The sequence below is a fragment of the Catenovulum agarivorans DS-2 genome (assembly GCF_000568405.1).
GTDB lineage: Bacteria > Pseudomonadota > Gammaproteobacteria > Enterobacterales > Alteromonadaceae > Catenovulum > Catenovulum agarivorans_A.
Genome location: NZ_ARZY01000041.1, coordinates 1 through 25476, shown reverse-complemented (window position 1 = coordinate 25476; position 25476 = coordinate 1). Strand labels below are relative to the sequence as shown.

Sequence of the window (25476 nt, the reverse complement as noted above, 5' to 3'; positions counted from 1 at the left end):
ATGCAAATAACTCAATATACAATTGGTTTAATCTTGTTCGCCGCAGCCAACTTATTCGCTAACTCAAGCGGCTTCGCACTTGAAAAAATACATAAAGAACGTTCTATATACCGCAATATCGTTATTACCGAAGATAAAGGCATTCGCTGTATGCGCTTTGAAACAAGGCGTAAAAAAGTGAGTAATCAAGCCTGTATTAACTTAAAGCAGCCAAACAAATTAGTGTTTGAATATGTGCAAGGCACACTTTTGGGGCTAGCACATAACCCTGCACCGAAACGAGTGCTAATATTAGGTTTAGGCGGTGGTACGCTCGCGAATGTCATTCATCAGGTATCACCAACAAGCGAAATCGTGTCTGTAGATATCGACCCTGCAGTGGTTAAGCTTGCCAAAGCTTATTTCGGCTACCAAGAAAATGCACAAATAAAAAGTGAAATTAAAGATGCTCGTGTATTTGTAAAACGCGCTTTACTGCAAAAACAGCAGTTTGATTGGATAATTCTCGATGCGTTCAATGGCGACTACATACCTGAACATTTAATGACAGAAGAATTTTTAGCTGAATGTAAACGGCTTTTATCGACAAATGGACTGTTATCCGCCAATACTTTCAGTACCAGTGATTTATACGATCATGAATCCGTTACTTATCAAAAAGTATTTAACCAACTCGATATTTTTAAAGCACCCACAAAAGGTAACCGGGTTATCTTTGCCTGTAATTGTGACAATTTCAGCTTAACCAAGAGCCTATCAGCACAATTAAATCGCCAACTCACCAGCTATGGGTTAGATACAAATGTATTGTTTGAAGCGGTATCAAGCATAGTTGATTGGGACGTTAACGCGCGAGTTCTAACCGACGAATATTCACCAGCAAACTTGTTGAAGTAACAGTTTAGAGAGTCAGTTTATCGGTTGGATAGCGTCTATCTTAGCCGCTATCCAACCCATAGATTGACTAAAACTTAACCGAAAGTTCTGACGTAAACCCTTTAAATCCTTGGCCAATTTGTCCACCAGAATTAACGCCTTCTTCTTGGTCTACATATTCAAACTTCCATAATGTTCTATGATTAATCCAGTAGCCTGCAGCAACTTGTATACGCGTTACTTCATTATCGACTTGCTCAATTAAATCAGAGGTATTCTCAGCGGCTGAATATCTCGCAGCTAAGTAGAATTTTTTCGGCACTAAATATTGTTGTGCTTCCACCACCCAATAATCAACAGAGCTATCGCCTTTTATAACTTGGTTTGAATCTTCCGCTGATCCAGAATACGTAATACCAGCGACTGCATTTCCTGCGGTATCGGCAAATGTGTAATCGTCAGCGGAGCGGCCCAACATAAAAATTAAGCTTGTTTGTTCAGTCGGTTGATAGGCTAAATTCAGTTGCACAATCGATTGATTAATGCCCGGCAAAGCCCCGACATGTGTATCTCGCTCACTTGATGCAGACGCTGAAAAATTATAGTTTTCGCCATCACCAAAACGATAGTTAGTTGTCGTCACGCCATCTAAGCTGGCAATTCCATCAACAAAGTTAAGTTGACCATCTTGATTTGCTTTAAATAAGCTAACACCTGTTTTAAAACCACCATCGAATTCTAAACTACCCTGCAATCTATAGTTGTAGCCCCGCCCTTGCTGAAAAGCTTCACCAAAACTTGAAGTCGTCATATGTCCAGCAAGATTGTAAGCACGAATTACCCCGCCAGTGTATGTTTGACTATAGCTAAGCTGAATGCCATTTTCAGCAGTTGCGTAATCGGTAATGCCATTACCAATCAACGCATTGCCTTGGTTATCTGCGCCGTCCTGAAAGCCTTTAAACTGAAAAGGTGAAGCGCCAATATTACCTATTCGCAGGGTTAAATCCTTGCCATTTTTAACCCTGTTTGTTAACCCGAGTACGTCAAACTCGATGCCAGCAAAATCTTGGTGAAACGAGAAATCACGATCCCCATTGTTGCCAAAGTCGTTTGGTTCTTCGGCAATATCGACATCGGCAACAATATGCTCGGTAATATTAAACTTTAATTGTAAATTAACTCTCAAGCGGCCAAATCCATCTGCTTGCACTTCATCTGCTGGGCGATACGCGCCGGTCTTTGCCTGAATAGCCTGATAATTCTGCATCGCCAAAAAGTTAACCTGCATGCGTCCGTCGAAAAAGGTATTTGAATCATCTGCATGCGAATATGCGGGGGCAAGCGACGCTATAGATGTCGCGAGCAACATACCTAGTTGCAGTTTTGTGGCTTTATTAAGCGGCTTATTCAAACTCAAAGTCGTATCGTTTTGCATTATTGAATCCTCTTAGTTTATCGACGGTTTTTTAAAGGTGTTATTTATCCAGAATATATGCGTTCTAGAAATAATCATTTGCTCACCATATGGGCATATGACCATATTTTATTTAATTGATCAACCTAATTCAAACAAAAAAGCAGCACAAACTTTAACAAAATAAACACATTTCAATAAAAATCATAAACTTAAAACACACATTATTTATAAAACCAAAACAGAACAAATGACCACAAAAATGGCAAATGACCAATTCATCAAGTTTTCACGCTGACAGTTGATCTCGCTGTTGCCCGGCAAAAAAGGATTTAAATTGACATCAGCGACTCATCGTAAGAACATGCCCATATAAAGGGCTTATGCTCATGTGGCTGATGAGGTTGTGAATGCAAGACAAGATTGAATTAGTTATTTTTGACTGTGATGGTGTGGTAATAGACAGCGAGATTATCAGTGCACGCGTGTTAATCGCTCATCTTTGTCTGTACGGTGTTAAAGTAGACCGCCAATATGTAATGAAGCATTTTTTAGGTCGCAGTTTCCCGACTGTACATCAACACATTGAAGATAACTTTTCAGTACAACTACCCGATAACTTCGAACAAGAGTACCGTACAAAGTTATTAGCAGAATTCCAGACACAACTCGCTGAAACGCCTGGATTTTCAACCATGCTAGCTCAACTGAATTGTCAATATTGTATCGCAACCAGTAGTAGTCCAAAGAGAGTGCAAGGCTCATTACTGCAAATTGGTCTCGCAGAGCAATTTAAAAGAAACGTCTTTACCGCAAGTGAAGTTGAGCATGGCAAACCAGCGCCGGACTTATTTTTACATGCCGCAAAGCAGATGGGCGTTGCAGCTGATCTATGTATGGTCATCGAAGATAGTCAACCTGGCGTACAAGCAGGGCAAGCCGCAAATATGCAAGTTATAAATTATCGTGGTGGTGGGCATTTAATAAACCAAAAAACACAGCAGGCTGACAATAAAATCACTCAAATAAGCTGCTGGCGGGAATTTATCGACATGTATCCCCAGTTATTCACCCAAGAATTTAAGCAATAGTAGGAAGACTATGACAACTAAATCAACTTCAGAATTAAAACGACTTGAAGACGCAGCCAGAGCTGCATGGCTTTATTACGTTGGCAAAAATACCCAAGACGAAATAGCGCAAAAGCTAGAAGTGTCACGTCAATCCGCCCAAAGGTTAGTTGCACTAGCGGTCAACGAAGGATTAATACAAGTTAGGTTAGATCACCCTATTAGCGCATGTATGGAATTAGCCGAGCAGCTAAAGCAGAAATACAACTTAATTGAATGTGAGATAGTACCGAGCGATCCAGCAGCGCCAGACGATGGAATTGGTTTGGCTCAAGCCTCGGCCAAGATCCTAGAACGCTATTTAAAATCAAATACGCCCTGCACCCTGGCTTTCGGGACAGGTCGGGCATTAAAAGGCATGGTTGATGAACTACCATCTATGCATTGCCCACAACATAAAATAGTGTCTTTACTCGGCAATATGATGCGAGATGGCTCAGCGTCCGACTTTGATATTGTTGTTAGCATGGCAAACCGAGTTAAAGCGAAACATTACCCAATGCCACTGCCTGTTATTGCCAGCTCAGAACAAGAGAAGCTCATTTTGCACAGTTTATTTTCGGTCAAAAGTATTTTTGAGTTAATCAAACAAGCAGATGCGACTTTTGTTGGCATTGGGCAAATTTCCGATAACCCTCCCTTGTTAATCGATGGGTTCATTCAACAACAAGAACTACAACAGGCCATTGATGATGGCGCAGCAGGAGAGATCATCAGCTGGCTGTACAATGAAAAGGGACAAATATTACAAAATAGTATTAATGAACGCGTGGTGAGTTCTCCTTTGTACCCACAAACCGACAACCCCGTATATGGTATTGCAGCTGGGTCGAAAAAAATCACCGCAATTAAAGCGGCGCTAAATGGACGTTTAATCAACTCTTTAGTCACCAATGAATTTACCGCAACACAATTATTAGCATCTTGCTAACGACAATCTTCAAGTAGCCGGTTTGGGCTAAAAACACAAGCATACGCCCAAACCAAGAGCTAAAGCTCAATTCAATATTTAAGTCCTCGACAACTCAATTACTCGCTGATACATCCTTTCTGTTCATAAACAGCGCTCTCTTTTTATTTTTCTCTAGATTTTTTTTACCTTATTTATCAACATTTTTGATTAACTCAACGGACATATGTGTAAAAAAGTTTAAAAAATATTCACATTGTATTTGACAAATTATCAACAAATCTGAGAATATGACCACATTGAGAGCAATTGCCCAGTTTAATTTTGTGAGAATGTGATGCCAAAAGATATACAGCTAATAATTTTTGATTTTGATGGCGTGGTGGTTGATAGCGAGATTATCAGCGCAACTGTGTTGGTCGAACAATTTAAACTAATTGGAATTGAAATAGATGTAGCCTACGTATTGGAACATTACTTAGGCCGCAGCTTTGATAGCATGAAAGACAGTGTCTATCGAGTATTTGGCGTGTCACTTAACAACGCATTTGAATACGAATACCGCGAAGCCTTATTCAACCAGTTTGCAACTGAATTAAAAACAACGGTTGGTTTTAAGCAGATGCTTAACAAACTGTCTGTAAATTACTGCATTGCGACTAGCAGTGCGCCTTTGCGTGCAGCTTATTGTTTAAAATTGGTTGGGCTAACCGATGCTTTTGCTAAAAATGTATATACAGCCTCACAAGTTAAACACGGTAAACCCGCTCCAGATTTATTTTTATTTGCGGCAAAGCAAATGCAAGTACCTGCAGATAAATGCTTGGTAATAGAAGACAGCACAGCAGGTTTGGCAGCAGCATCAGCGGCCAACATGCAAGCCCTGCATTATCAAGGTGGGCAGCACTTAACTGGCCCTTCTGCCCCAGAAATTATCCTTGATGGCAGCGTGCGTCAACTTAACAACTGGCACAGTTTACAACAGATGTATCAACCACTTTTTAAAAAACAAAATAATGCAGAAAAACTGCTAAACCTAAACTAGATAGTACAGACAAAGGTGAATACCATGACTGGAAACCCAAATACTCAATCACTTGAGCAAGTTAACGAAGAGCAACTCCCAGTTGCAAAACATAAGCTACATGGCTGGAAACATTTCGCAGGTTTATACGCTGGTGAACATGTCGCCGCCACCGAATTTGTTATTGGAGCGACCTTTGTTGCATTAGGTGCTTCAACAATAGATATTATTCTTGGCCTATTTATCGGTAACATTTTAGCAATGTTATCTTGGGCATTGTTAACCGCACCAATTGCCGTAGAAACTCGCTTGAGTTTATATAACTACCTGAATAAGATTGCCGGCGATTCAATGACCAAGCTGTACAATTGGGCCAATGTGGTCATCTTTACCGTCATTTCCGCCGCGATGATAACCGTCTCTTCCACTGCAGTGCGGTTTCTATTCGACATTCCTGCACAATTAAACTGGTATCCATCAAGTATGTGGTTTGTCGCCATAGTGCTAGCAGTGGGTTCCATTGTTGTATTAGTCGCCATGTTTGGTTTTTCAACAGTTGCTGATTTCTCAAAAATTTGTGCTCCTTGGTTATTTGTGATTTTTATTGCCGGTTCTTTTGCACTTTTCCCAGCCCTTTCTAATCACGTGTTAGGTCAAACCGAAGTAACCAGTTGGCAAGATTTCTTAGCGATTGGCGACGCCTCAATATGGACAGGCATCAATAGTCATGGCGAACCAGGCATTGGTTTACTTGAAGTTATCGGTTTCGCTTGGGCTGCTAACTCAATTACCCACTTTGGTTTAATTGATATGGCAATCTTCCGCTTTGCTAAAAAGAAACGTTACGGCATGTTGTCAGGTGTTGGTATGTTTTTTGGTCATTATTTGGCGTGGATCGCAGCTGGTATTATGGGCGCTGGTACCGCGGTTTTGTTACAAACCAGTATTTCACACCTAGACCCAGGTGATGTTGCTTATCACGCACTTGGTATTACCGGTTTTGTAATTATCATTATTGCGGGTTGGACAACTGCAAATGCAAACCTATACCGTGCAGGCTTAGCAGCTCAGTCAATATTTACCAATCATTCTAGAGAAAAAACCACATTTGTAGTTGGTATTGCCACTGTGATAATTGCATGTTTCCCATTTGTATTTACGCAAATGTTACCGCTGCTAACCTACGCTGGTCTATTAGTTGTGCCTGTTGGCGGTATTGTATTTGCTGAACACGTATTGTTTCCAAAACTAGGCTTCACCCGCTATTGGGCTAAGTATCAACAACTCACTCATAGCACACCAGCAATCGCTAGTTGGGGATTAGCCCTAGCCTTTGGTTTTGGCTTAAATGCACTAGATGTTATGTCATTCTACTACTTGTTTATTCCAACTTGGATTTTCACCATAGTCACTTACACCTTATTGGCTAAAAAATATGGTGCAGATAAAGATTATCATGAGCAGCAACAAGCTGAAGCAGCGCTGCAAAGCAAAATTGAAAAATTCCAGCAAAAACAAGCTGAAACTGAAAGTAAATATGTTGTAGATACATCAATGTTCAGCAAAGTACTAAATTACACCTCAGCTGTAGCATTAGCTATCATTAGTTACTTTGCTTGTCTAGTGATGTTTGCCAGTCCTGATATCGCTAGCTACCAGGAAAATAAAACTCAGTTTGAGCTCTACTGCATCATAGGCACGGTTGTTTATTTTGTTACCGCGTATTGGTCACTCAAGCGCCAAAAAAGCCTGAACGCCTAAATTTTAAAACCCTACTGCTAGAGAATTATTGTTATGAACGTTAATAAATTACCAAATGAAAGTGCTTTAACCTTAAGCAATCAAACCTTGGCACAAGTGCCTAGCTTTGTAGACACACCCAACTATGACCGCAGCGCAGTTGAAGCTGGAATCGTCCACATTGGTGTGGGCGGCTTCCACCGTGCTCACCAAGCTGTATATTGCAATGAGCTACTTAAATTGGCGAACAATAATCAGTGGGGTATCTGCGGTATTGGTTTATTTGAAGCAAACAGACATTTAAGCCAAGTACTCAATCAACAAGATGGCTTATATACCTTATTGGTGCGCCACCCAGATGGTAAAGTGGAACACCAAATTATAGGCTCTTTAGTTGAATTTATTTTAGCACCTGGCAACAAACAACAAGCGATTGATAAACTGGCTGCTGCGCAAACTAAAATCATTTCACTTACCATTACTGAAGGTGGTTACAATGTTAACCCAGCTGATGGTACGTTTAATTTTGAAAATCCAGACGTGCAGCATGATTTAGCCCATCCAGCAGATCCTGTAACCGCTTTTGGTTATCTAGCGGCAGGCTTAAAGCGTCGTCGCGACAATAACTTGCCAGGTGTGACTATTTTATCCTGCGACAATGTGCAACATAATGGTGATGTTGCAAAAAAAATGCTTCTTAGCTTTATACAAAAGTTAGATGCTGAGTTAGCTCAATGGGTTACCGAGCATGTTACTTTTCCAAATTCAATGGTTGACCGCATCACCCCACAAACAACGGGTGAAGACATTCAATACGTTGAACAACTAGGCGTAGCTGATGAATGGCCAATTACTTGTGAACCCTTTATGCAATGGGTTATTGAAGACAAGTTTGCCCAAGGTCGACCCAATTGGGATTTAGTCGGCGCACAATTTGTTGATAATGTAAGTCCATACGAAAAAATGAAATTGCGTTTACTTAACGCTGGCCACTCCGTGCTAGGAATACTGGGTGCATTAGAGGGTTTTGCGACAATAAATGATTGTGTCGCTGATGCAACCTTTAGCCAATTTTTATTAGCTTACCTAGACAAAGAAGCCACAGCAACTTTAGAGCCTGTGCCGGGAATTGATTTAACCGAATATAAAAAAACCGTTTTAGCACGTTTTGCCAACCCAAATATCCAAGACAGTGTTGGCCGAATTTGTTCGGAAAGCTCTGCCAAAATTCCGAAGTTTATCTTGGAAGCAGCAGTCGAAAACAGCCAGAATAAGCAGAATGTAACACTAGCAGCATTAGTGATTGCGGCTTGGTGTTATACCTGTGACAAACAAGTCGATAAACTCGGCAATAAAATTAACATACAAGACGAAATGACTGCACAATTAACACTTGCAGCTAGGGGCACGAATGCAGACGTGTTGTCATTTTTAAAGTTGACCAGTGTATTTGGTGATATTGTAAAAAATGATCACTTCGTCAATGCATACATCCAAGCAGTACATGACGTATACACAGCTAAAGCAAGCGTTAAAGCCTTGATGCAAAACCAACTGAATCACATGGAGTAATACGATGACCAAGCAACTTATCACTACACCTGCAGATGAAATATTGATTACCTGCTTTGGAGAGGTCTTATGGGATTGTTTTGGTCAAGACAAGCGATTAGGCGGTGCGCCACTAAACGTGTGCTGGCGCTTAAAATCTCTTGGATTAAACAGCCAGCTGATTAGCAGCGTTGGCAATGATCCTCTAGGAGGCTCGATTTTGAGCCTACTTAAACAACACAAATTAAATACAGGGCTTATTCAGGTCAACGATGATAAAGCAACCAGTGAAGTTTTGGTGGAGTTGAATAGCCGTGGGAGTGCAACCTATACCATTGTTGAAGACAGTGCATGGGATAATATTCAACTGACCAACGAAGCATTGAATGCGGTTAAAGAATCGGACCTATTTATTTTTGGTAGTTTGGTTGGCCGCTCTGCTGTGTCGTTTGATACGTTAAGTGCGTTGCTCCCTCATGCCAAATTTAAGGTATTCGACGTCAATTTACGCGAACCACACTATAAAATCAGCCAAGTTGTTGAGTGGATGCAGCATGCTGACTTTATAAAATTAAATGACGATGAGCTGTTTTTAATCGCTGAAGAAATGGGTTGTGTTTATAACTCTTTAGAACAATGCTTAGAATTTATTGCCGAGCAAACCAACACACAAAACCTATGTGTAACCAAAGGTAGCCATGGAGCAATATTAAAAATCGACGGCTGTAACTATTACAATTCAGGTTTTAAAGCAAAGGTTGTCGACACAGTTGGTGCAGGTGACGGCTTTTTAGGTGCATTGCTCTATCAACTTTGCGTACAGGACAACCCACAATACGCAGTCGACTTTGCCTGTGCTGTAGGCGCACTAATTGCCCAAAATTCAGGCGCCACGCCAAACTTAACCACCGAGCAGATTCTAAGCTTTATTAATCCAAAAGCTTAGTTTTACTCACCGATTTCCTATGTGTTTGCCAACCTTTAAATGGAAATTTAATGCGTTGGCTTTTTTAACAAAAAAAGCCACTAAACATTGCTGCTTAGTGGCTTTGGGCTTACACATGACACAAACTTGTATTAATCGTGCGTTACAACCACATCTTTAAAGGTTGCTTCATATACTTCTGACGAGCTTGAATCTGGTTTTTGTTGAGGGTACAAACCAGCTTTAAAGTAGAAATCAGCATCTTTCCAATCATTGCTTAGCTCATTACCAAAAGTAATGGTTTCAGTTACCCCACCAGCTGACAATTCAATACCAGAATTAGTCATTTTGATGGAATATTCCCAGAAATCAGACGAGTCTACATATCCTAAATAGACATTATTTGGCGTCGAGCTATTAGGCGAGGCATTGTAAATTACACGTACCGGCTTACTGTCCCCTTCCCAATGTAGTTTAATTGTCGCGTATTTAATGTCGTGACCATGAATTTGGCCAACTACAACTTTGGTACCACTTGGGTTGTAATCATCAATACGTACTTTAGCGGTTAACGTGTGATTACCGCCGTACGACCAGTTAGCCTCACTTGTTGAGCCACATGGTGTCCAGTTATACAACTCACGCAATTCAGAACGGATATACGAGGTATTTGGCGTTTTACCATCAAGATTCATTGGCACTCTAAAATGAATACCTTCTGAATCAGACCAGAAATAATCAATATTTAAGTTGTCATCGAATATATCATCGGTACAGCCAGCAGGTTGAATTTCTGCAGCGCTACTGGTGTTGCCATTGTTGTACCAAGTATCACCATTTACCGGCAAGGTTACTTTCCAGCCATCCCAATCAAAACCAGTTGAGCTAGAAGCTTGTTTTTTAACATCAATCCAATTTATGTTGAAATCGCTCCCTGTTACGTTAATTCGAATAGTGTGATTGCCAGCCGACAAGTTACCTAAATTTACGCTTTTAGTTGTCCAGCTTTGCCAGCCTCCAGTGTGACCTACAGCAACACTGTCTTTAGTGCTACCATCTACCAATACATTAAACGCGCCAGTAGATCGAGAGGACGCAACACGAATGTCCGCTGTATATGTGCCTGCACTTGAAACTGAAATTGGGTATTCCAACCACTCGCCCGCTTTAATCCAACCGACATTGTAACCGCCACCAGTATCTGAAGTTGCTTGCACATCAACATCATCAGTACGATATTGTCCACCTGTGTTGCCAGAGGTTGTGTCGGAATAATCGTTGTAATCTTCAGCTTGAATTAAGCCAGGAACATTGGTTGTTCCGCCACCTGTCGAACCGCCATCAACAAACTCAACATCAGTAATACTGTTCCAAGTATTTGAAGTGTTACCAAAACCTTGAATACGGAAATACCGGGCTGAAACACTTGCTGGGAAGTTGAAAGTTTCTAAACCCGTAGTCGAACCTGAACTACCCGCACTGCTTTTGTCAACGACAGTCGACCAACTTGAACCATTGGTTGAACTTTGAATTCTGAAATACGTTTGACGCTGATCCCCTTTGTAAAAGGCAATTTTTAACGCAGATAAGCTAACCGCTGACCCAAAATCATATCGAACCCATTGGCTGCCATCATTGCCATTTGCCGACCAACGGGTAGAAAATGTTGGGTCATCATCAATTGTATTAGCCGCTACGTTGCCATCATTACCATTATCTGTTACCGAAGACGGCGTTGCTGCGTGTGTATTAGCGCTAAACCCAGCTGCAGCTAAAGATAAATACAATGCCGACAAAACGACCTTTTTATTCGCTTTTTTCATGTTATTTCCTTTGTTGTGTGTGAGTGTTTATCAATTGCTAGTATTTCAACTAGCTAGTGATCGTAACCACTATGAGTATTGTGCAACCGATAAAATGTCGCCTGCACAAAATCATTCGGGTCGCCACTATTGTTTTGGTTGTAGACGCCCGCTTTAAAATACATATATTGGTCGGTTCCTGTGTGAAAACCGCTATCGCTCATATCGACAGTTTGGACAACATCTGCTTTGCCATCTCGATATATGGTTACTGTCAGCATATGTCCAGTTACTTTAATCGAGTAACTAAATACCTCTCCTAAAGCAATGCCGTCAGCAGGTTCGGCTGCAGAGTTAGAGCGCGTGCCAATCATGTTGTACCATTGCTCACTGTTACCATTAGTTGGCTCGTGCGCTAGATAAATTGACCCCTTGCTGTGGCCTGGTAACAAGCGATAATACAAGCGTGCTGGTTCATCGTCTTTTGCATGAATTTGCCCAACAATTACGCGGCCAACTTGGCCGCTAGAGCCAGTTGTTGTGACATGGTCAACTTTCAATGTTGCGGTTAGCTCACCATCAACCCCACCAGCTTTTGCTTGTTCAGCAGGTGAATAGCTAGAAAATATCCAGTTGTTTTGGTTGATCCCTTGAGTTTTAATACTGCTGTCGCCACGGCGTAACATTTCTCGTAACTCAGAACGGGTGTAACTGGTGTTAGTTGACGTTTTAGGCGCGTCTATTGGTGCTTTAAAAACCATGCCACCATCTGCCGCAGTATAAAACCAGTCAGAATGCACATATCCATTAGCGAGTTCATTTTCTTTAATTGTGTCAGACTTACCGTCATTGTTGTTATCAACTGGTACGCCTAAGGTCCAATCTTGCAAATCAAAATTACCTGATGGGGGCAAATTGGCATCTAAATTAAATTCTGGAGTTGGTACAGGTGTTGGTTCTGACGTCGGTGTTTTATCACCTTCTAAACACCCCCAAATTTGGCTTTCGACAATGCTATTCCAAGCATCAACTGAATTGCCTTGGCCTGTAATCCGAACATAGCGCCCATCTGTATCATCAATATCTATTAACTCATACCCAGCTTGCGAGCCACTAGATTGACCGCTGACTAACACGGAAGTCCATTGTGCTTTATCGTGTGAGATATCAATATCAAAATAATAATTTCGGCTATCCCCTTCAAACCACAAAACTTGTAGCTGCTTAATTTTGACAACTTCAGCTAAATCGAAAATGATGTATTTGCCCACCCCATCCGAAGACCAACGAGAAGCGCTTGCTAAATCACCATCAATGCTTTTATTTGGTTCATAGTCATCGTGACTGCCATCGTCAGATGCAGCAACAATAGGCAATTCAATTAAACGACTACAATGCACCCCCGTATTTTGTTCATTCGAAGTGCTATTACTATTTTCATGCTGAACATTGCTTGACCCACAAGCCAACAACATACTGCTAAGGCAAGATAACAAACACATGTTTAATTTGAAGCTGCTCAAGGAAAAACCTCTTGGTTAAATTTTCGTATTACCACAGCAACAATTTATAACAAAAATTCAAAATTGATCAAGCAATAAAAACAAACAAAACAACACACAATGTAAGACAATTTTAAAATAAAAATAAATAACAATAAGATAAGAGGTGTTTTTGTTTAGTAACACCTAAAAATAAATGTTTTCTAGGACTATCCTCAGTCAAAACAATTTAACACAAAATCAAATTGTCAGACAAAAGTTATAGGTTATTCAGTTCAGGCAAATACAAAGCAAAATTTTGCCAAGCATTAATACTAGAGTGATAAAGTGGCTGTCTAACTTGCTCTGAGCTTGGTGTTTTAACCGCTCGTTCTGTTTGATAAAAGTGCAGCATAGTCGGTTCAAACTCAATACCAAGCATTTCGACAATCTGCGAAATACTTTGTTGTGGCTGAGCAACCAAATGCTCGTATTCTAGCGTGAGTAAATCTTGTTTGAACAAGCTTTGCCAATAATCCATCAAGGTTTGATAGCCGCGATAAAAATTTGCACAGTGTTTTAAGTGATAGCTAAAGTGCTGCCCTTGGGCATAATATTGTTTGTAATTCGCCATACAGGCATCTTGCAGGTTTCGCCGCACATCAATAATTTTTGCTTGCGGTAGAATTAATTTAATTAACCCCACATGCTTAAAATTATTCGGCATTTTGTCAATAAAATAGTCAGAGCCATCACGATAAATCGCTGTTTTTTGCAAATAGGTTTGGCCGAGCTGTTGTTTGTCCCCCTCGCTCAAACTGGCAATATAACTAGTTAGCTCAGCATTAGACTCAGCGGCTTGTTTCTCTAGTTGATATGCCATTTGCATTATGTATGGCAATTCCATCGTTGCACAGACTTTAGAATGAGAAGCTAAGATTTGCTCCAACAAAGTACTGCCAGCTCTGGGCAAGCCAACGATAAATATTGGCGTTGCAGTGGCCTTTGCACTTGCAGGCGAATTTAAAAATAACGATTCAGGGTAAATACATTGTTGGTTAATAATATCTTCAACATGTTTTTGGTTGTTGTAGTTAAGCTCAGATAAGCGCAAATGATTTGCACTTTGATAAAAACAGGCCGCACGTTGATAGTTTTTTTTCGCTTCAAAAGCATGAGCCAAAGCGAATGACAATAAACACTGTTGTTGTTTGCTTAAATAACCAAGCTCAAGCGTTTGCAGCATCAACTGAAATTCACCTTGGGTAAATTGATAGTTTTTTAAATTGGCTAAACTCCAAAACGCATCTGTGCAATCAAGGTTATTAATGTAGGCTTGTTTATAATAGTCAATTGCTTGTGCAGTCTTGCCCAGCATTTTATATAAATGGCCTAACGCGATCGCCACTTCAGAATAATCAACACTGCTCTTTTCAAGTTGAGAAAGTACTTGCAAGTACATGCGCTCAGCTTCAGCATATTGGTTAACCGCAGCTGCTTGATTGGCGCAACACAACATAAAACTTATACTCTCTGGTGCAGCTTTAACTAGACTAGACGCGAGCTCGTATGCCTCTACAAATTTTTGTCGGTTTTGATAGACAATCGTCAAATCATATTGCACAAACAAGTTGCCTGGCGAAATTAGTCTTGCACTGTCTAATATAAACTCCGCTTTGTCATTGTGGCCATTATACTGGGCAACCTGCGCAAGTAATCGCATAGCATCTGGGTGATCCGGTTGATGCTGCAAATAGGTTTGGCATAAGCGCTGAGCTTGCGCTATATCACCATCGTACAGTTTTGAGTAGCCGCTGCGAATATGTAAAGGTAACGATTGATAATACACTGCATTGGCGCGTGCGTTGTCAGCTAACTGTGTTTGCTGATTATGTGTATAAATTTCTGCGAGCTTGCACCAAGCGGCGGTTAAACTTGGGTTCAACTTCACGGCTTTGTTTAGCGCTTTTAACGCATCGTTTGCTTTGTTTAACAATAACAAATTATAACCTTGCTCTTGATAAGCTCGTGCGTGTGTCGGGTCTAACTTGAGCAACGAATCTAAATAATTTAAAGCGCAAGTCGGATTATTTAAGTAGCGATTACACACGGCTGACAAGTACAATGTCTGCTCGTCCAATTCGTCTTGCTTTATCCGTTGAAGGTGTTGCCAAGCAGTTAATATGTCGCCACTTTTAACCAATGCTTGAATCTGTTGCAGCATAAAAATTCTCAAAAACGATATTTTACTTTTACGCCCAATGTCAGCGGCCGATTAACCGTGACTCGACGAATGTCGTCTTGGTCGTTAATAAACAGCTCTGCCCTTTCATCAGTCAGATTATTGATATACAACTGAGCTTGCCAAGATTGCGCTTCTAAACTAACAGAAGTATTTACTATATGATAGCCGTCTTGCTGTTCTCTTTGCTCAGCCACCAAAGAGCTCCATGCACTATGCGAGTAAATCCATGACACATGCCAATCAACCCAGTGCTGGCCGAGAGGCCAACTATACTGACTCCGAATATTTCCCTTAATCTTAGGTGTTAAAGGTAACTCACTACCTTCAGGTACAAGCTCTATCGCGCGGGCTTTAATGTTAGTCAGTTTGCTATTAATCACAGCTACAGCCGTGTGCAATTGCCAATAGTCTGTCACTTGCCAAGCTAAATCGGTTTCTAACCCAGTTATTGTTGAGTCAGCCGCATTTTCAATAAAGGTTAAAATAGACACATTTTGTGGATCGAATCTAGAAACCTGCATGTTGTGCCAATTAATGCGGTAAGCATTCGCGTTTAAACGCATACGATTGTTTAACCAACTCGATTTTAACCCCAATTCATAGTTTGTGGCATCGTCTGTGTCATAGGTTGTAGCAACATTCGGAAATTCAGGATTGGCCGATTGTATGCCACCACCTCGGTTAAAACCGCCCGGTCTAAAACCTTCAGAATAAGTGGCATAAATCAATTTATTGTTTTGCCATTGATAATTTAGATTAAATTTATAGATACTATCCGATTGCGTTAATGGCTGTTTAGAATGTCCACCCGACACATCATAGTCGCGACCTCTATCTGTATTAACCGACCCTTGAAAAATACCATCAGCAAAATTAGATGAACCCGTTAAATCACTTTCAATGGTGTATTTTCGCGCGCCAATTGTCGCTGATAACTTAGGGGCTAGTGCCAAAGTGACTTCAGCAAACAAGGCTCGTTGCGATTCTCTACGCGTGACATCATTGAAAAAGGTTACCCCCGCTGGCCTAGTGTTCGGATCAATACTATTTGCAGTTGAAATTGGCGCATTCGGCGCAAACCCTAACTCAGGCGCAGCCACATATACATAGTCATCTTGAGTTTCTAAAGTGAATTTATCAAAATACATCCCAACTACCGCGGTATAATTCGCACTTTGGTCATAAACCAATCTGAATTCATGTGTTTTTTTATCATGCGACTGTTTGCCGACAAAACCTTTAGTTGGGTCTTTGCACTGCCTGTTTTCGGTAATAAAGCTTGCAGGTATATTGTAATTTACAATGTAGTTAGGGTTACTGTAAGTACAAGTATAATACGCAACATATGCACTGGTATTATTGTAGCCAGTATAATCAATCGACTGATTGACTTGGCGCGACAACACTGAGCCTGTATACAAAAGTTGTAACGCTTCTAATCTACCTGACATAGTGAGTGCGCTTTGAGTGAATTCATCTTCTAATTGGTCAGGAAAATACCGCTCAACTTCAAGATCGCCAACTTGTGGGTCCATATCAAATACGCCATCGGCCTCAATTTGTTGGGCGTTGTGCTGCAACAATAAACGCCAATTATCTTCAATCCAGTATTGCGCCGCGGCTCTATAACCACGGTAAACACTCTGGTTAAAATTGTCTTCAACTAGCAATCGATTATCCGCGTTTTGAAAACTTGCCCCTTCAATCTCCAGCGCAGACTTATCATTTACTTTTGGATCTATCGAAAAAACACCATGGGTATTGTCGATATATCCACCTTGCAATACATCGTATGCGGATATACGAAATGCAAAAGAGTCAGCCAAAGGGATATTTAGCATGGCTTGAACAGTGTGGCTATGACTGCCATTTTTGGTTGTTGCTAAGTCAGCACTAACGTTAGCATCAAAGCTATCTTTTTGTGGTTTATTACTAATATAACGAACAGTACCGGCCTGCGAACTACCGCCAAATAAAGTACCTTGCGGCCCAGCGAGTACCTCAACCCTTGCTAAATCATGTGTATATACATCAATATTTCGACCGGGTGCAGTCACGGGTTGCTCATCTAGATATACAGCTACATTGGGCATTGCCCCTTGTGCGCCAGAAAGCATAACAGCAATAGGCTGAATGGCCATACCACGCATAAAAATGTCTGCTTGACCAGGTCCTCTAGTTGCAACGCTAACGTTAGGTAAATATAAATTAAGCGCATCTAAATTACTCAGCTTGAGTTCATCTAACGTCTGCTCAGTAAGTACTTGTAGCGCAATCGGTACACTTTGCATGTTTTGAGTGCGTTTAGTTGATGTTACACGAATGACTTCTATCGCTTGTACTTGAGGGTCAAGATGCGACTCTTCGCCGAATGCGTTGTAATGCACTGTCAGAAACGCCAAGCTAATACAACGCACTAGATATTTAGGCTTTAACCTAGGTGAAAACATAAATAACGCCAATTACAAACAGTGGACTAAGTATAGTTTATTCTTAAACTTTTCCACTAAACCACTCGAATAAAATGGCACTGAGCGAAACAGGTGGCTATAGTTATAAACATTCAAAGTATTGTGTTGATCTAAGGTCATAATGCAACAGTTACGGGTAAAATTAGTATTGGCATTTTTATGTGCCGTCACCATCCCTTTATTTGCAAACTTCGTTTTCACCATTTCAGAAGTTAGAACTCACGCCAAAAATGCTTTTGAAAGCCGATTTTACGGTGAGGTTCGCCAAATCGACAATGCTATTACCTTGATGTTCAAACTTTATGAAAATCAACTTAGCCTCATTAGTACTCAACCTGAGTTTATTAAGAATGCTGAATATGTCAGCAGCTATATGCACTTAGCTGCCACTCAAATGCAGCCAAGCGCAAGTAACCCTAAAGAACAGCAATTGTTTGATAAATTCAGCCAAATTGCCCAACACTACCCAAATTTAAACTACCTCTACTTCGGGACTGAACAAGGGGGCTATGTTCAATGGCCTGAAGGCCCAACAACAGACAACTATGACCCACGTACCCGCCCATGGTATACCTCAGCGAAACAGGCCAATGGGCAAATTATTCGAGCACCGGCATATTATTGGGCGGCCGATAACACCATGCTTATTTCAACGGTTCGTTTAATTAAGGATAGTCAAAATAATGATGTAGGGGTAATTGGGCTCGACATAACACTAGACGACTTTACTAAAATGCTATCGAAAGCGGAGTTTGGCGAACAAGGAGAGCTTGTTGTTATTGAGCATACTGGCAGAATATTGGCAGATACTCGCAACCCAAACAACGTTTTTGAATACATGGAAAATACCATTTCAGCTGACCAAAGCTATTTTGCAGTTGAATATAAATCTCCCTATTTGGGATGGAAATTTGTTGGGCTGATTCCAACAACAGTGATCAATCAAAATATATCAGAACTCACACTTTACGTATTAGTAATAACGCTCATTAGCATAGTATTGTTCGGAAGTGGTGCTGTGGTCTTTTCAAAAAAGCTGTCGCAGATGATAGAGCGCCAGCATAATCAAGTTATCAAAGCCAAACAACAAGCAGAGCAGGCAAGCCATGCCAAGAGCGAATTTCTGGCCAATATGAGCCACGAAATTCGTACACCTCTAAACGGCGTATTAGGTATGGCGCAATTGCTGGCGTCTAGCAAGCTCAACCAAGAGCAGAAGGACAAACTAAAGACCATTGAAAACTCAGGTCGTTTGTTAATGGGCATTATTAACGACATTCTCGATTTTTCTAAGATAGAAGCACGCAAATTAGAAATTCACCCCAGTCTAACCGAATTGCAAGACATTGTTGCAGATATTGTTTTGGCACACCGAGCCAACGCAACTAAAAAAGGTATAGAAATCATTATTGATGCATCTGAAATAGCCAATATGCAAGTATTGGCAGATGATATTCGCATTGGCCAAGTATTGGGTAACCTCATCTCTAACGCAATCAAATTTACCGAATCTGGTTGTGTAACAGTTAGCGCCAAAGTACTACCACAAAGCACAGAGCAACACGCACAGATTAAATTTAGCGTAACAGATACAGGTATAGGCTTAACAAGCGAACAGCAACAAAATATTTTTAGCGCATTTGAGCAAGCAGACAGCTCAACAACTCGAAAATATGGTGGCACAGGCTTAGGTTTAGCCTTGTGTCAAAAATTGGTTACCTTGATGGGAGGGCGTTTACACGTTACTTCCGAAAAAGATAAAGGTAGTACATTTTATTTTGAACTAGAGTTACCCGTTGAACAACAAGCTCACCACCATATCGCACCCGAAGCTTTACACAATACAACCGCGATAATTATTGATGATATAGCGGAAAACCATAGAGTATTAAATGGTTTTTGCGACCAGTGGCATATTCAACATCATAATTTTGTTGCGCCAGTTGAACTACTCAGTTGGTTAGAACAACAAAGTCATATCGATTGCGACTTTTTACTGTTAGATTACGCCATGCCCGAACTAGACGGGTTATCTTTATACCGAAAAATAAAAGAACGCTTACCAGCGCACTGTCATGCAATCCTTATAACCTCAGTCGACTCTGAGGAAGTATATTCCGAGTGCCAAGAGCTTAACGTATTACATATTCAAAAGCCCATTCTCGGTAAAAAGCTACTGCAATCTTTGTGCTTGAGCATTGAAGGATATGAACACGAAACAGAAACACCAGATATAACTGACGAGCAGCCACCTCAGCCCACAAACAACAAAGATATTTTAATAGTGGAAGACAATGACATAAACTATTTAGTCGCCGAACAATACCTAACGAGCCAAGGTTACACTGTTGAGTGGGCGCAAGATGGCGAACAAGCGGTAAAAATGTACCAACCTGAACGTTATTTGCTGATTTTAATGGACTGCATGTTGCCAGGCATCGACGGTTACACCGCAACCCATGAAATTAGAGCGATTGAACAAACAACAAACTGTAAACCCACGCCCATCATCGCATTAACCGCAGATGTAACCAGTCAAAATGAAAAAAGATGTTTAGACGCAGGTATGGATGCATATGTCACTAAACCTTTTAACTTTTCAGAATTACAAAAATGCATCGACCACTACTGTGAATAAACAACATTTTTACCTGACTGTTTAGCTTGATACAGGGCTTGATCTAACCTAAGTAAAAACCTATCAAGATCTTCACCCGGCTGCTGCTGTACCACGCCAAAACTTGCAGTAAATGTAATAGACTGTTGATTAAATAGACTGCGACTATTGGCAAACTTCTGCCGTATATCTTCTGCTATCTTTAATGCCTGCGGTAAATTTACGTTGGGCAATACGAGAATAAACTCTTCCCCACCCCACCTTGCTAACGTATCAACACGACCATAAACATCCTCTACCAAAGCAACCGCATCACAAATTACCCTATCGCCAGCCAAATGCGTGTAACTATCGTTAATTTGTTTGAAGTCATCTAAATCAAACAAAATTGCAGAGCAGACAGGTTTTGTTTTAGCGTTGGCAAACATGCGCTTGACTATATGCTCAAACCCGTGCCGATTCGCCACCCCAGTTAATTTATCGGTTACGGCCATTTTCTCTAACTCGCGTTGGTAGCGTTTTAACGTATAAAACACCACAGCAATGACTAATATTGACACGCTAAAACCAATTAACAAGTTAAACAATAACGGTTTAACAATACGGCTATCCCATGGTTTTTCTGTATGCATTATCATTAAATACCAACCAAGTTCTGGAATATACCGGCTGTTAATATGGGCAATTTGGCCGTTCAAATTAAACTGCATGACCATTTTTTCGCGACTCAACAATGCCTGTTGATGCTGCGCTAAGCCGGTAATGTCAGACATGTGATTGATAGGATTAGCGATTACGTTTTGCCCCTTGAGCATCACCTCACCTTGTTTGTCAGCAAAGAAAATAAAAAATTGCTGATGCGGGTTATTTTCATCTAATAACTGGGTAACAGAATCAACCGACAAACCAATACCAATAGCGCCCAAATATTGACCGTCAGAATCCACCACCTTGTAATTGATAAATACAGTAAACGACTGTAAATCGCGCGTATCTAAATCAATATTAACCACATAATCTTGTTTACTTTGCTTAACTGCGAAATACCACTTATCTTGCGGATGAGATTTATCAACCTGTTTTAACACGCCATTCGGGTGATAATAATTTAAGGTTTTATCAGAAACAAAAAAACTGGTTACCGCATTGTTTCGCTGCTGAATTTCGGCTAGATAACGCTGCATTCTCGACGGCTGCAACTCGCCTTCATTCACCCAGTCATGCACAAAAGTGTCTTGAGCCATCAGTGCAGAAATCTGAATAGGTGCCATTAATCTTTCTTTAATTTTCGAATATATACTGACACCTGTTAACGGAACCACCTCAGATATAACTTGTTCAGATAACGACTGCCTAGCCGACCAATAACTCAAGGCACTTACCGCAACAAACCCAACAAGTAAAAAAATTGATACTAGGGTTAATGCCCTATTTTTAGTGTTCATTATTATTTAAATATGCTTATTCACAAGTTATGGTCCGTAATGATAACAGCAACTAGGCCGCTAACAAACTAAACCAGACGACTAAGTCACATCCGTTAAATAGCACTTGTCGCGGCTAAAAAAACAGCTAAACTATAGATGACTAAAACACAAGGAGTGACGCGATGAGCAAATTGCAATGGAACGCCGTGATATTAGACGATAGCCCCTCTATTACAGCTTTAATGATCCAAGTGTTAAAAAGTGCTGGTATTGCTCAAGTTAACGCCTTTTCTGATGCCAACCAAGCCCTAAATTATGTAGAAAATAACCTTGTAGACATCATTTTTAGTGACCTAAATTTACCCAATATAGACGGTGTTGAATTTATCCGACTACTACAAAGCAAAAATTTTAAAGGCCGTTTGGTTATAGTTAGCTCAATGTCAGTAAAAACCATTAAATCGGTAGAACAACTAGCCCGAGCATGCAAACTTGACTTAGTCGGAAGTATTGCTAAGCCTATAACCGAGCATGCAGTTGTTAGCATGATAAAAAAAGCGGCCCAGCAAAAACAGCCAACGCACAGAGCCAATGTAGAAAAGCTTAAAATATATGAACTGATTCGAGCATTAGACCAACACCAATTCGATTTACACTACCAACCATTAATTTGCAATAAAACCAAAAAGCTTGTGGGCATTGAAGCACTTGCGCGGTTAAACCATCCAACCAAAGGGCTGGTTTTTCCGGACAGCTTTATAATGGAATTAGAACACAACTCACTGATTAAAGACCTAACATACAAACAACTTGATCAAGTGCTCAAACAAATATCGAGTTTGCGAGACGACGGAATAAGCTTAAGTGTATCACTGAATATTTCAGCCACCCTGTTGGTAGAAAAGCACCTACCAGATATGATTTTTGAACTACTTAACTGTTACCAATTGCCACCAACAAACCTTGTGTTAGAAATCACCGAATCAAGCGTAATTGAACAACAAGCAGATATGCTAGAAGTATTAGCCCGATTATCAATGCGCGGAGTGAAACTATCCATAGACGATTTTGGCACGGGCTATTCATCAGTTGAACGACTAATAGATTTACCTTTTTCGGAAATGAAAATAGATAAAACATTTGTCCAACAAGCAACAACCGACGAAAGTGCCCGCGCCACACTTGAGTCAATGACCAGTATGGCAAAACGTTTAAACATGTCGATTGTTTTAGAAGGCATTGAAAGTATTGAACATTGGAATATGGCGTGTTATCTAAACGCTGACATTTTACAAGGCTACTATATCGCAAAACCAATGCCTGCAGCACAATTGATAGAATGGATAAAAAAATGGCAAAAGGCCATTGCCTGAACATTAACTTATCAGGACTATGTCTTTGGCTGAGCCTGTTTAGTCATTTGTAAAAGCTGTGCAGCACAAAGTTATATATCCTGCTGATGCTTTTACTAATATCTGGTAGGCCAAAATAATTTTGGATAGCAACCATTTTCGTTTGAGCTTCAGCATTAATATATTGAAATGAAAAATGCCGCTTAGAATTTCTACAGCAAAAGTTGACCATTACAAGATACCCTCGGCTACCCGATTATACGTCTACTACGCCAATTGCAAGTTATATGGAGATACATGTAAGGTGCTTTGGGCTTGCCTCATTTGCCAAAGATCAAATGCATTCTGAAGCCTTAACCAATGATCGGCAGAGGGCTTTCCAAAAACAAGCTCCAATCTAACCGCCATCTCTGGAGTAATTGAGCCTTTAGCGTTTAACACTTTCGATAGCGTCTTACGACTAACATCTAAATGTTTAGCTACATCAGTTATCGTGACTCCCATAGGCTCAATGACCAATTCTTTAAGAATCTCGCCTGGATGAGCTGGATTATGCATAGACATTAGTGATAATCCTCATAATTTACTATTTCAACATCCCGTCCGGTAAAGCGGTATGTAATTCGCCAGTTACCACTTACTCGAACAGACCATATATCTTTTCTATCGCCTTTAAGTTTATGCATAAATAAGCCCGGCAAGTCCATATCGTCAGGTATTTCGGCCTGATCTAAGTTAGCCAAAATTAAACGAATTTTCTTTTCATGCTTTTTTTGTATTCCGGCAGTTTTACCGGTCGCATAAAACTTTTCTAGGCCTTTATGAATGAAACTCTTTATCATTAGGATAAGTGTAACCCTTAAGGTGACAAAAAGCTAGAGGAATATTCAGACGTAGTCATGGTAGAACGACCCATTACTGAGCCGCCCCATACAGATCCGGACGTGCCCTAATGTTAAAAATAACACCGCATCCGGCTCTTCGTTAAAATCACTGCCCGTGTAAATCACAAGCCCCTAATACCAATCTACTGTAATCACGCGTTTGCTGACCCGTAGTGGTTTTATTTGAAATATATCCTAGCATATCTTTAAACCCACGCCAGTTAAAACTATGTCTTTGGCTGCGCCTGTTTAGCCATGTGTATAAGCTGTGCAGTACAAAGTTATATATCCTGCTAATGCTTTGACTGTTATCTGGTAGGCAAAAATAATTTTGGATACCAACCAGTTTTCGTTTGAGCTTCAGCGTTAATATATTGAAATGAAAAATGCCGCTTAGAATTTCTATAGGAAAAGTTGACCATTACAGATTAGCACCGCTCTGCCACTTGAAGCACTTTGTAAGAATGATATTGCTCTATTCATTAACGCTCTCAATGAAAGTTAGTTCGTCGTGTTAAGGCTAACGCCTGCCATGAGCGGCGCATAAAGACTTGGCTAAAATAAGCAACGAAGGAGCAAAACCGCCTGTTTTTTGTCCTTTGAATTGGCTTGTTATATTTTTTGTACTACAATGTACGACATTACCGTACATAAAAGTGAATTAACTATGAACAGCATAAGCGTAAACCAATTTAGAGACAACTTAAAATCATATGTTGAACAAACCGTCAGCGATCATGAACCTTTAAAAGTAACAAGACGTGCAGGTGACGACTTTATTGTGATGAGTGCTGATGATTGGGAGCGAGAGCAAGAAACTTTGCATGTATTGCAAAGTAACAGCTTAATGCAACAAATTGCCGACTCAATGAAAACGCATACAAACAATAAAGGCTATAAACCAACACAAGAGCAATTAGATGAGATCACTAATCTTTGAGGGTAAAACGTGGCTCACCTACGAGCAATTGAGAGAAAAAGATAAAAAATTACATAAAGCTTTATGCAAAATACTTATAGAAATGCTGCGTGCCGATCCTAGTTCAGGGTTAGGAAAGCCTGAGCCATTAAAACATAACTTATCAGGACTATGGTCAAAGCGGATTTCACAAAAAGATCGGTTAATCTATAAATTCGATGATGAATATATTTATATTTTCGCCATTGGTGGACATTACGACGATCATTAGAAAAATATAAAACGAGACTGTAGAAAAACTCCAATCTAAGCTTTAATAAATTAAATCAGTTTAATCTGTAATTTGCCCAAAAGAAACATTGAGTTGCCAGACCCCATATGATCTAATAACACTTATTCACCAACACCTCATAATCATGGCCAACTACAAGCCAGACTATTCACACCAAAACCAATTTATCGCCGTTGATTTCCAAGCGCAAAGCCAGTAAACGTATTATCGCCGCACACAAAGCACAAGCTTGGGGCTCAGTTGGTGAACAACAAACCTTACAACCGGCCATCAAGCAACTGCAAAACACACTCACTAAAATACAACAAGCAAACAGCTTAACAACCGCCAAATATTCAATAAAACAAACTTAACTTGCGCTTGCCCAGCTGGAAACGCGAGATGGTTAACACAGACAAAAGCCAAGTAGTTAA

Annotated in this window: 19 protein-coding genes and 1 pseudogene; 12 read left to right on the top strand and 8 right to left on the bottom strand. The window is 40.4% G+C overall.

The features are described from left to right. Window positions 1-897, top strand: a complete 897-nt coding sequence (locus DS2_RS16500; RefSeq protein WP_051479954.1) for a spermidine synthase — start codon at window positions 1-3, stop codon at window positions 895-897. 67 nt (window positions 898-964) lie between these two features. On the opposite strand, the gene DS2_RS16495 is transcribed toward DS2_RS16500, so the two are convergent. Further along, window positions 965-2314: a hypothetical protein gene (locus tag DS2_RS16495; RefSeq protein ID WP_035016009.1), complete on the bottom strand. Its 1350-nt coding sequence runs from the start codon at window positions 2312-2314 to the stop codon at window positions 965-967. 389 nt (window positions 2315-2703) lie between these two features. On the opposite strand from DS2_RS16495, the gene DS2_RS16490 reads away from it, so the two are divergent. The 6 genes from DS2_RS16490 (at window position 2704) to DS2_RS16465 (ending at window position 9594) form a co-directional block, all read left to right on the top strand. Continuing rightward, window positions 2704-3384 (top strand): HAD family hydrolase, encoded by a 681-nt coding sequence (locus DS2_RS16490; RefSeq protein ID WP_035016008.1) that lies wholly within the window; start codon window positions 2704-2706, stop codon window positions 3382-3384. A 10-nt stretch (window positions 3385-3394) separates the two neighbouring features. After that, entirely contained in the window at window positions 3395-4354 is a 960-nt protein-coding gene (locus tag DS2_RS16485; RefSeq protein WP_035016007.1) for a sugar-binding transcriptional regulator, read from the top strand. Window positions 4355-4670: 316 nt separating this feature from the next. After that, window positions 4671-5378 carry an HAD family hydrolase gene (locus DS2_RS16480; protein ID WP_051479953.1) on the top strand — a complete coding sequence of 236 codons (708 nt, stop codon included), beginning with the start codon at window positions 4671-4673 and terminating at the stop codon, window positions 5376-5378. A gap of 24 nt (window positions 5379-5402) precedes the next feature. Beyond that, on the top strand, window positions 5403-7118 hold the full coding sequence (locus tag DS2_RS16475; RefSeq protein ID WP_035016006.1) for a purine-cytosine permease family protein: 1716 nt from the start codon (window positions 5403-5405) through the stop codon (window positions 7116-7118). 33 nt (window positions 7119-7151) lie between these two features. Continuing rightward, window positions 7152-8669 carry a mannitol dehydrogenase family protein gene (locus DS2_RS16470; RefSeq protein WP_035016005.1) on the top strand — a complete coding sequence of 506 codons (1518 nt, stop codon included), beginning with the start codon at window positions 7152-7154 and terminating at the stop codon, window positions 8667-8669. 4 nt (window positions 8670-8673) lie between these two features. After that, window positions 8674-9594 (top strand): carbohydrate kinase family protein, encoded by a 921-nt coding sequence (locus DS2_RS16465; protein ID WP_035016003.1) that lies wholly within the window; start codon window positions 8674-8676, stop codon window positions 9592-9594. 131 nt (window positions 9595-9725) lie between these two features. Here DS2_RS16465 and DS2_RS16460 read toward each other — a convergent pair whose 3' ends face one another. The 4 genes from DS2_RS16460 to DS2_RS16445 form a co-directional block, all read right to left on the bottom strand. After that, on the bottom strand, window positions 9726-11396 hold the full coding sequence (locus DS2_RS16460; RefSeq protein WP_035016002.1) for a polysaccharide lyase family 7 protein: 1671 nt from the start codon (window positions 11394-11396) through the stop codon (window positions 9726-9728). Between the two features lie 53 nt (window positions 11397-11449). Next, a complete protein-coding gene (locus DS2_RS16455) occupies window positions 11450-12898 on the bottom strand; it encodes a polysaccharide lyase family 7 protein (RefSeq protein ID WP_035016000.1) in 1449 nt (482 codons plus the stop codon). 238 nt (window positions 12899-13136) lie between these two features. Continuing rightward, a complete protein-coding gene (locus tag DS2_RS16450) occupies window positions 13137-15080 on the bottom strand; it encodes a tetratricopeptide repeat-containing sulfotransferase family protein (protein WP_035015999.1) in 1944 nt (647 codons plus the stop codon). Window positions 15081-15088: 8 nt separating this feature from the next. Then, complete coding sequence (locus tag DS2_RS16445) at window positions 15089-17551, bottom strand: TonB-dependent receptor (RefSeq protein WP_035015998.1); 2463 nt, start codon at window positions 17549-17551, stop codon at window positions 15089-15091. 142 nt (window positions 17552-17693) lie between these two features. Between DS2_RS16445 and DS2_RS16440 the strand changes: the two genes are divergently transcribed. Next, window positions 17694-20210 (top strand): hybrid sensor histidine kinase/response regulator, encoded by a 2517-nt coding sequence (locus DS2_RS16440; RefSeq protein WP_035015997.1) that lies wholly within the window; start codon window positions 17694-17696, stop codon window positions 20208-20210. Here DS2_RS16440 and DS2_RS16435 read toward each other — a convergent pair. Next, window positions 20198-21634 carry a sensor domain-containing diguanylate cyclase gene (locus DS2_RS16435; RefSeq protein ID WP_035015995.1) on the bottom strand — a complete coding sequence of 479 codons (1437 nt, stop codon included), beginning with the start codon at window positions 21632-21634 and terminating at the stop codon, window positions 20198-20200. The two genes, DS2_RS16440 and DS2_RS16435, sit on opposite strands and share 13 nt — an antisense overlap. A 164-nt stretch (window positions 21635-21798) precedes the next feature. Here DS2_RS16435 and DS2_RS16430 point away from each other — a divergent pair, with 164 nt between their 5' ends. Continuing rightward, window positions 21799-22989 (top strand): EAL domain-containing protein, encoded by a 1191-nt coding sequence (locus DS2_RS16430; RefSeq protein WP_035015994.1) that lies wholly within the window; start codon window positions 21799-21801, stop codon window positions 22987-22989. Between the two features lie 246 nt (window positions 22990-23235). Here DS2_RS16430 and DS2_RS16425 read toward each other — a convergent pair whose 3' ends face one another. Further along, entirely contained in the window at window positions 23236-23532 is a 297-nt protein-coding gene (locus DS2_RS16425) for a HigA family addiction module antitoxin (RefSeq protein WP_017445231.1), read from the bottom strand. Continuing rightward, complete coding sequence (locus DS2_RS16420) at window positions 23532-23810, bottom strand: type II toxin-antitoxin system RelE/ParE family toxin (RefSeq protein WP_035015991.1); 279 nt, start codon at window positions 23808-23810, stop codon at window positions 23532-23534. The genes DS2_RS16425 and DS2_RS16420 overlap by 1 nt, the downstream gene beginning before the upstream one ends. A gap of 709 nt (window positions 23811-24519) precedes the next feature. On the opposite strand from DS2_RS16420, the gene DS2_RS16415 reads away from it, so the two are divergent. The 3 genes and pseudogenes from DS2_RS16415 to DS2_RS21065 all read left to right on the top strand — a co-directional run. Next, window positions 24520-24792 (top strand): type II toxin-antitoxin system Phd/YefM family antitoxin, encoded by a 273-nt coding sequence (locus DS2_RS16415; protein WP_035016021.1) that lies wholly within the window; start codon window positions 24520-24522, stop codon window positions 24790-24792. Beyond that, window positions 24773-25042 (top strand): Txe/YoeB family addiction module toxin, encoded by a 270-nt coding sequence (locus tag DS2_RS16410; protein WP_035015990.1) that lies wholly within the window; start codon window positions 24773-24775, stop codon window positions 25040-25042. The genes DS2_RS16415 and DS2_RS16410 overlap by 20 nt, the downstream gene beginning before the upstream one ends. A gap of 239 nt (window positions 25043-25281) precedes the next feature. After that, a pseudogene (locus DS2_RS21065) lies at window positions 25282-25365 on the top strand (transposase); the annotation flags it as partial. Between the last annotated feature and the right edge of the window lie 111 nt (window positions 25366-25476).

Bases quoted from the DNA above. Each gene is read 5' to 3' on its own strand.
- DS2_RS16500 (WP_051479954.1), top strand. From the start codon at position 1: ATGCAAATAACTCAATATACAATTGGTTTAATCTTGTTCGCCGCAGCC.
- DS2_RS16495 (WP_035016009.1), bottom strand. From the start codon at position 2,314: ATGCAAAACGATACGACTTTGAGTTTGAATAAGCCGCTTAATAAAGCC.
- DS2_RS16490 (WP_035016008.1), top strand. From the start codon at position 2,704: ATGCAAGACAAGATTGAATTAGTTATTTTTGACTGTGATGGTGTGGTA.
- DS2_RS16485 (WP_035016007.1), top strand. From the start codon at position 3,395: ATGACAACTAAATCAACTTCAGAATTAAAACGACTTGAAGACGCAGCC.
- DS2_RS16480 (WP_051479953.1), top strand. From the start codon at position 4,671: ATGCCAAAAGATATACAGCTAATAATTTTTGATTTTGATGGCGTGGTG.
- DS2_RS16475 (WP_035016006.1), top strand. From the start codon at position 5,403: ATGACTGGAAACCCAAATACTCAATCACTTGAGCAAGTTAACGAAGAG.
- DS2_RS16470 (WP_035016005.1), top strand. From the start codon at position 7,152: ATGAACGTTAATAAATTACCAAATGAAAGTGCTTTAACCTTAAGCAAT.
- DS2_RS16465 (WP_035016003.1), top strand. From the start codon at position 8,674: ATGACCAAGCAACTTATCACTACACCTGCAGATGAAATATTGATTACC.
- DS2_RS16460 (WP_035016002.1), bottom strand. From the start codon at position 11,396: ATGAAAAAAGCGAATAAAAAGGTCGTTTTGTCGGCATTGTATTTATCT.
- DS2_RS16450 (WP_035015999.1), bottom strand. From the start codon at position 15,080: ATGCTGCAACAGATTCAAGCATTGGTTAAAAGTGGCGACATATTAACT.
- DS2_RS16445 (WP_035015998.1), bottom strand. From the start codon at position 17,551: ATGTTTTCACCTAGGTTAAAGCCTAAATATCTAGTGCGTTGTATTAGC.
- DS2_RS16440 (WP_035015997.1), top strand. From the start codon at position 17,694: ATGCAACAGTTACGGGTAAAATTAGTATTGGCATTTTTATGTGCCGTC.
- DS2_RS16435 (WP_035015995.1), bottom strand. From the start codon at position 21,634: ATGAACACTAAAAATAGGGCATTAACCCTAGTATCAATTTTTTTACTT.
- DS2_RS16430 (WP_035015994.1), top strand. From the start codon at position 21,799: ATGAGCAAATTGCAATGGAACGCCGTGATATTAGACGATAGCCCCTCT.
- DS2_RS16425 (WP_017445231.1), bottom strand. From the start codon at position 23,532: ATGTCTATGCATAATCCAGCTCATCCAGGCGAGATTCTTAAAGAATTG.
- DS2_RS16420 (WP_035015991.1), bottom strand. From the start codon at position 23,810: ATGATAAAGAGTTTCATTCATAAAGGCCTAGAAAAGTTTTATGCGACC.
- DS2_RS16415 (WP_035016021.1), top strand. From the start codon at position 24,520: ATGAACAGCATAAGCGTAAACCAATTTAGAGACAACTTAAAATCATAT.
- DS2_RS16410 (WP_035015990.1), top strand. From the start codon at position 24,773: ATGAGATCACTAATCTTTGAGGGTAAAACGTGGCTCACCTACGAGCAA.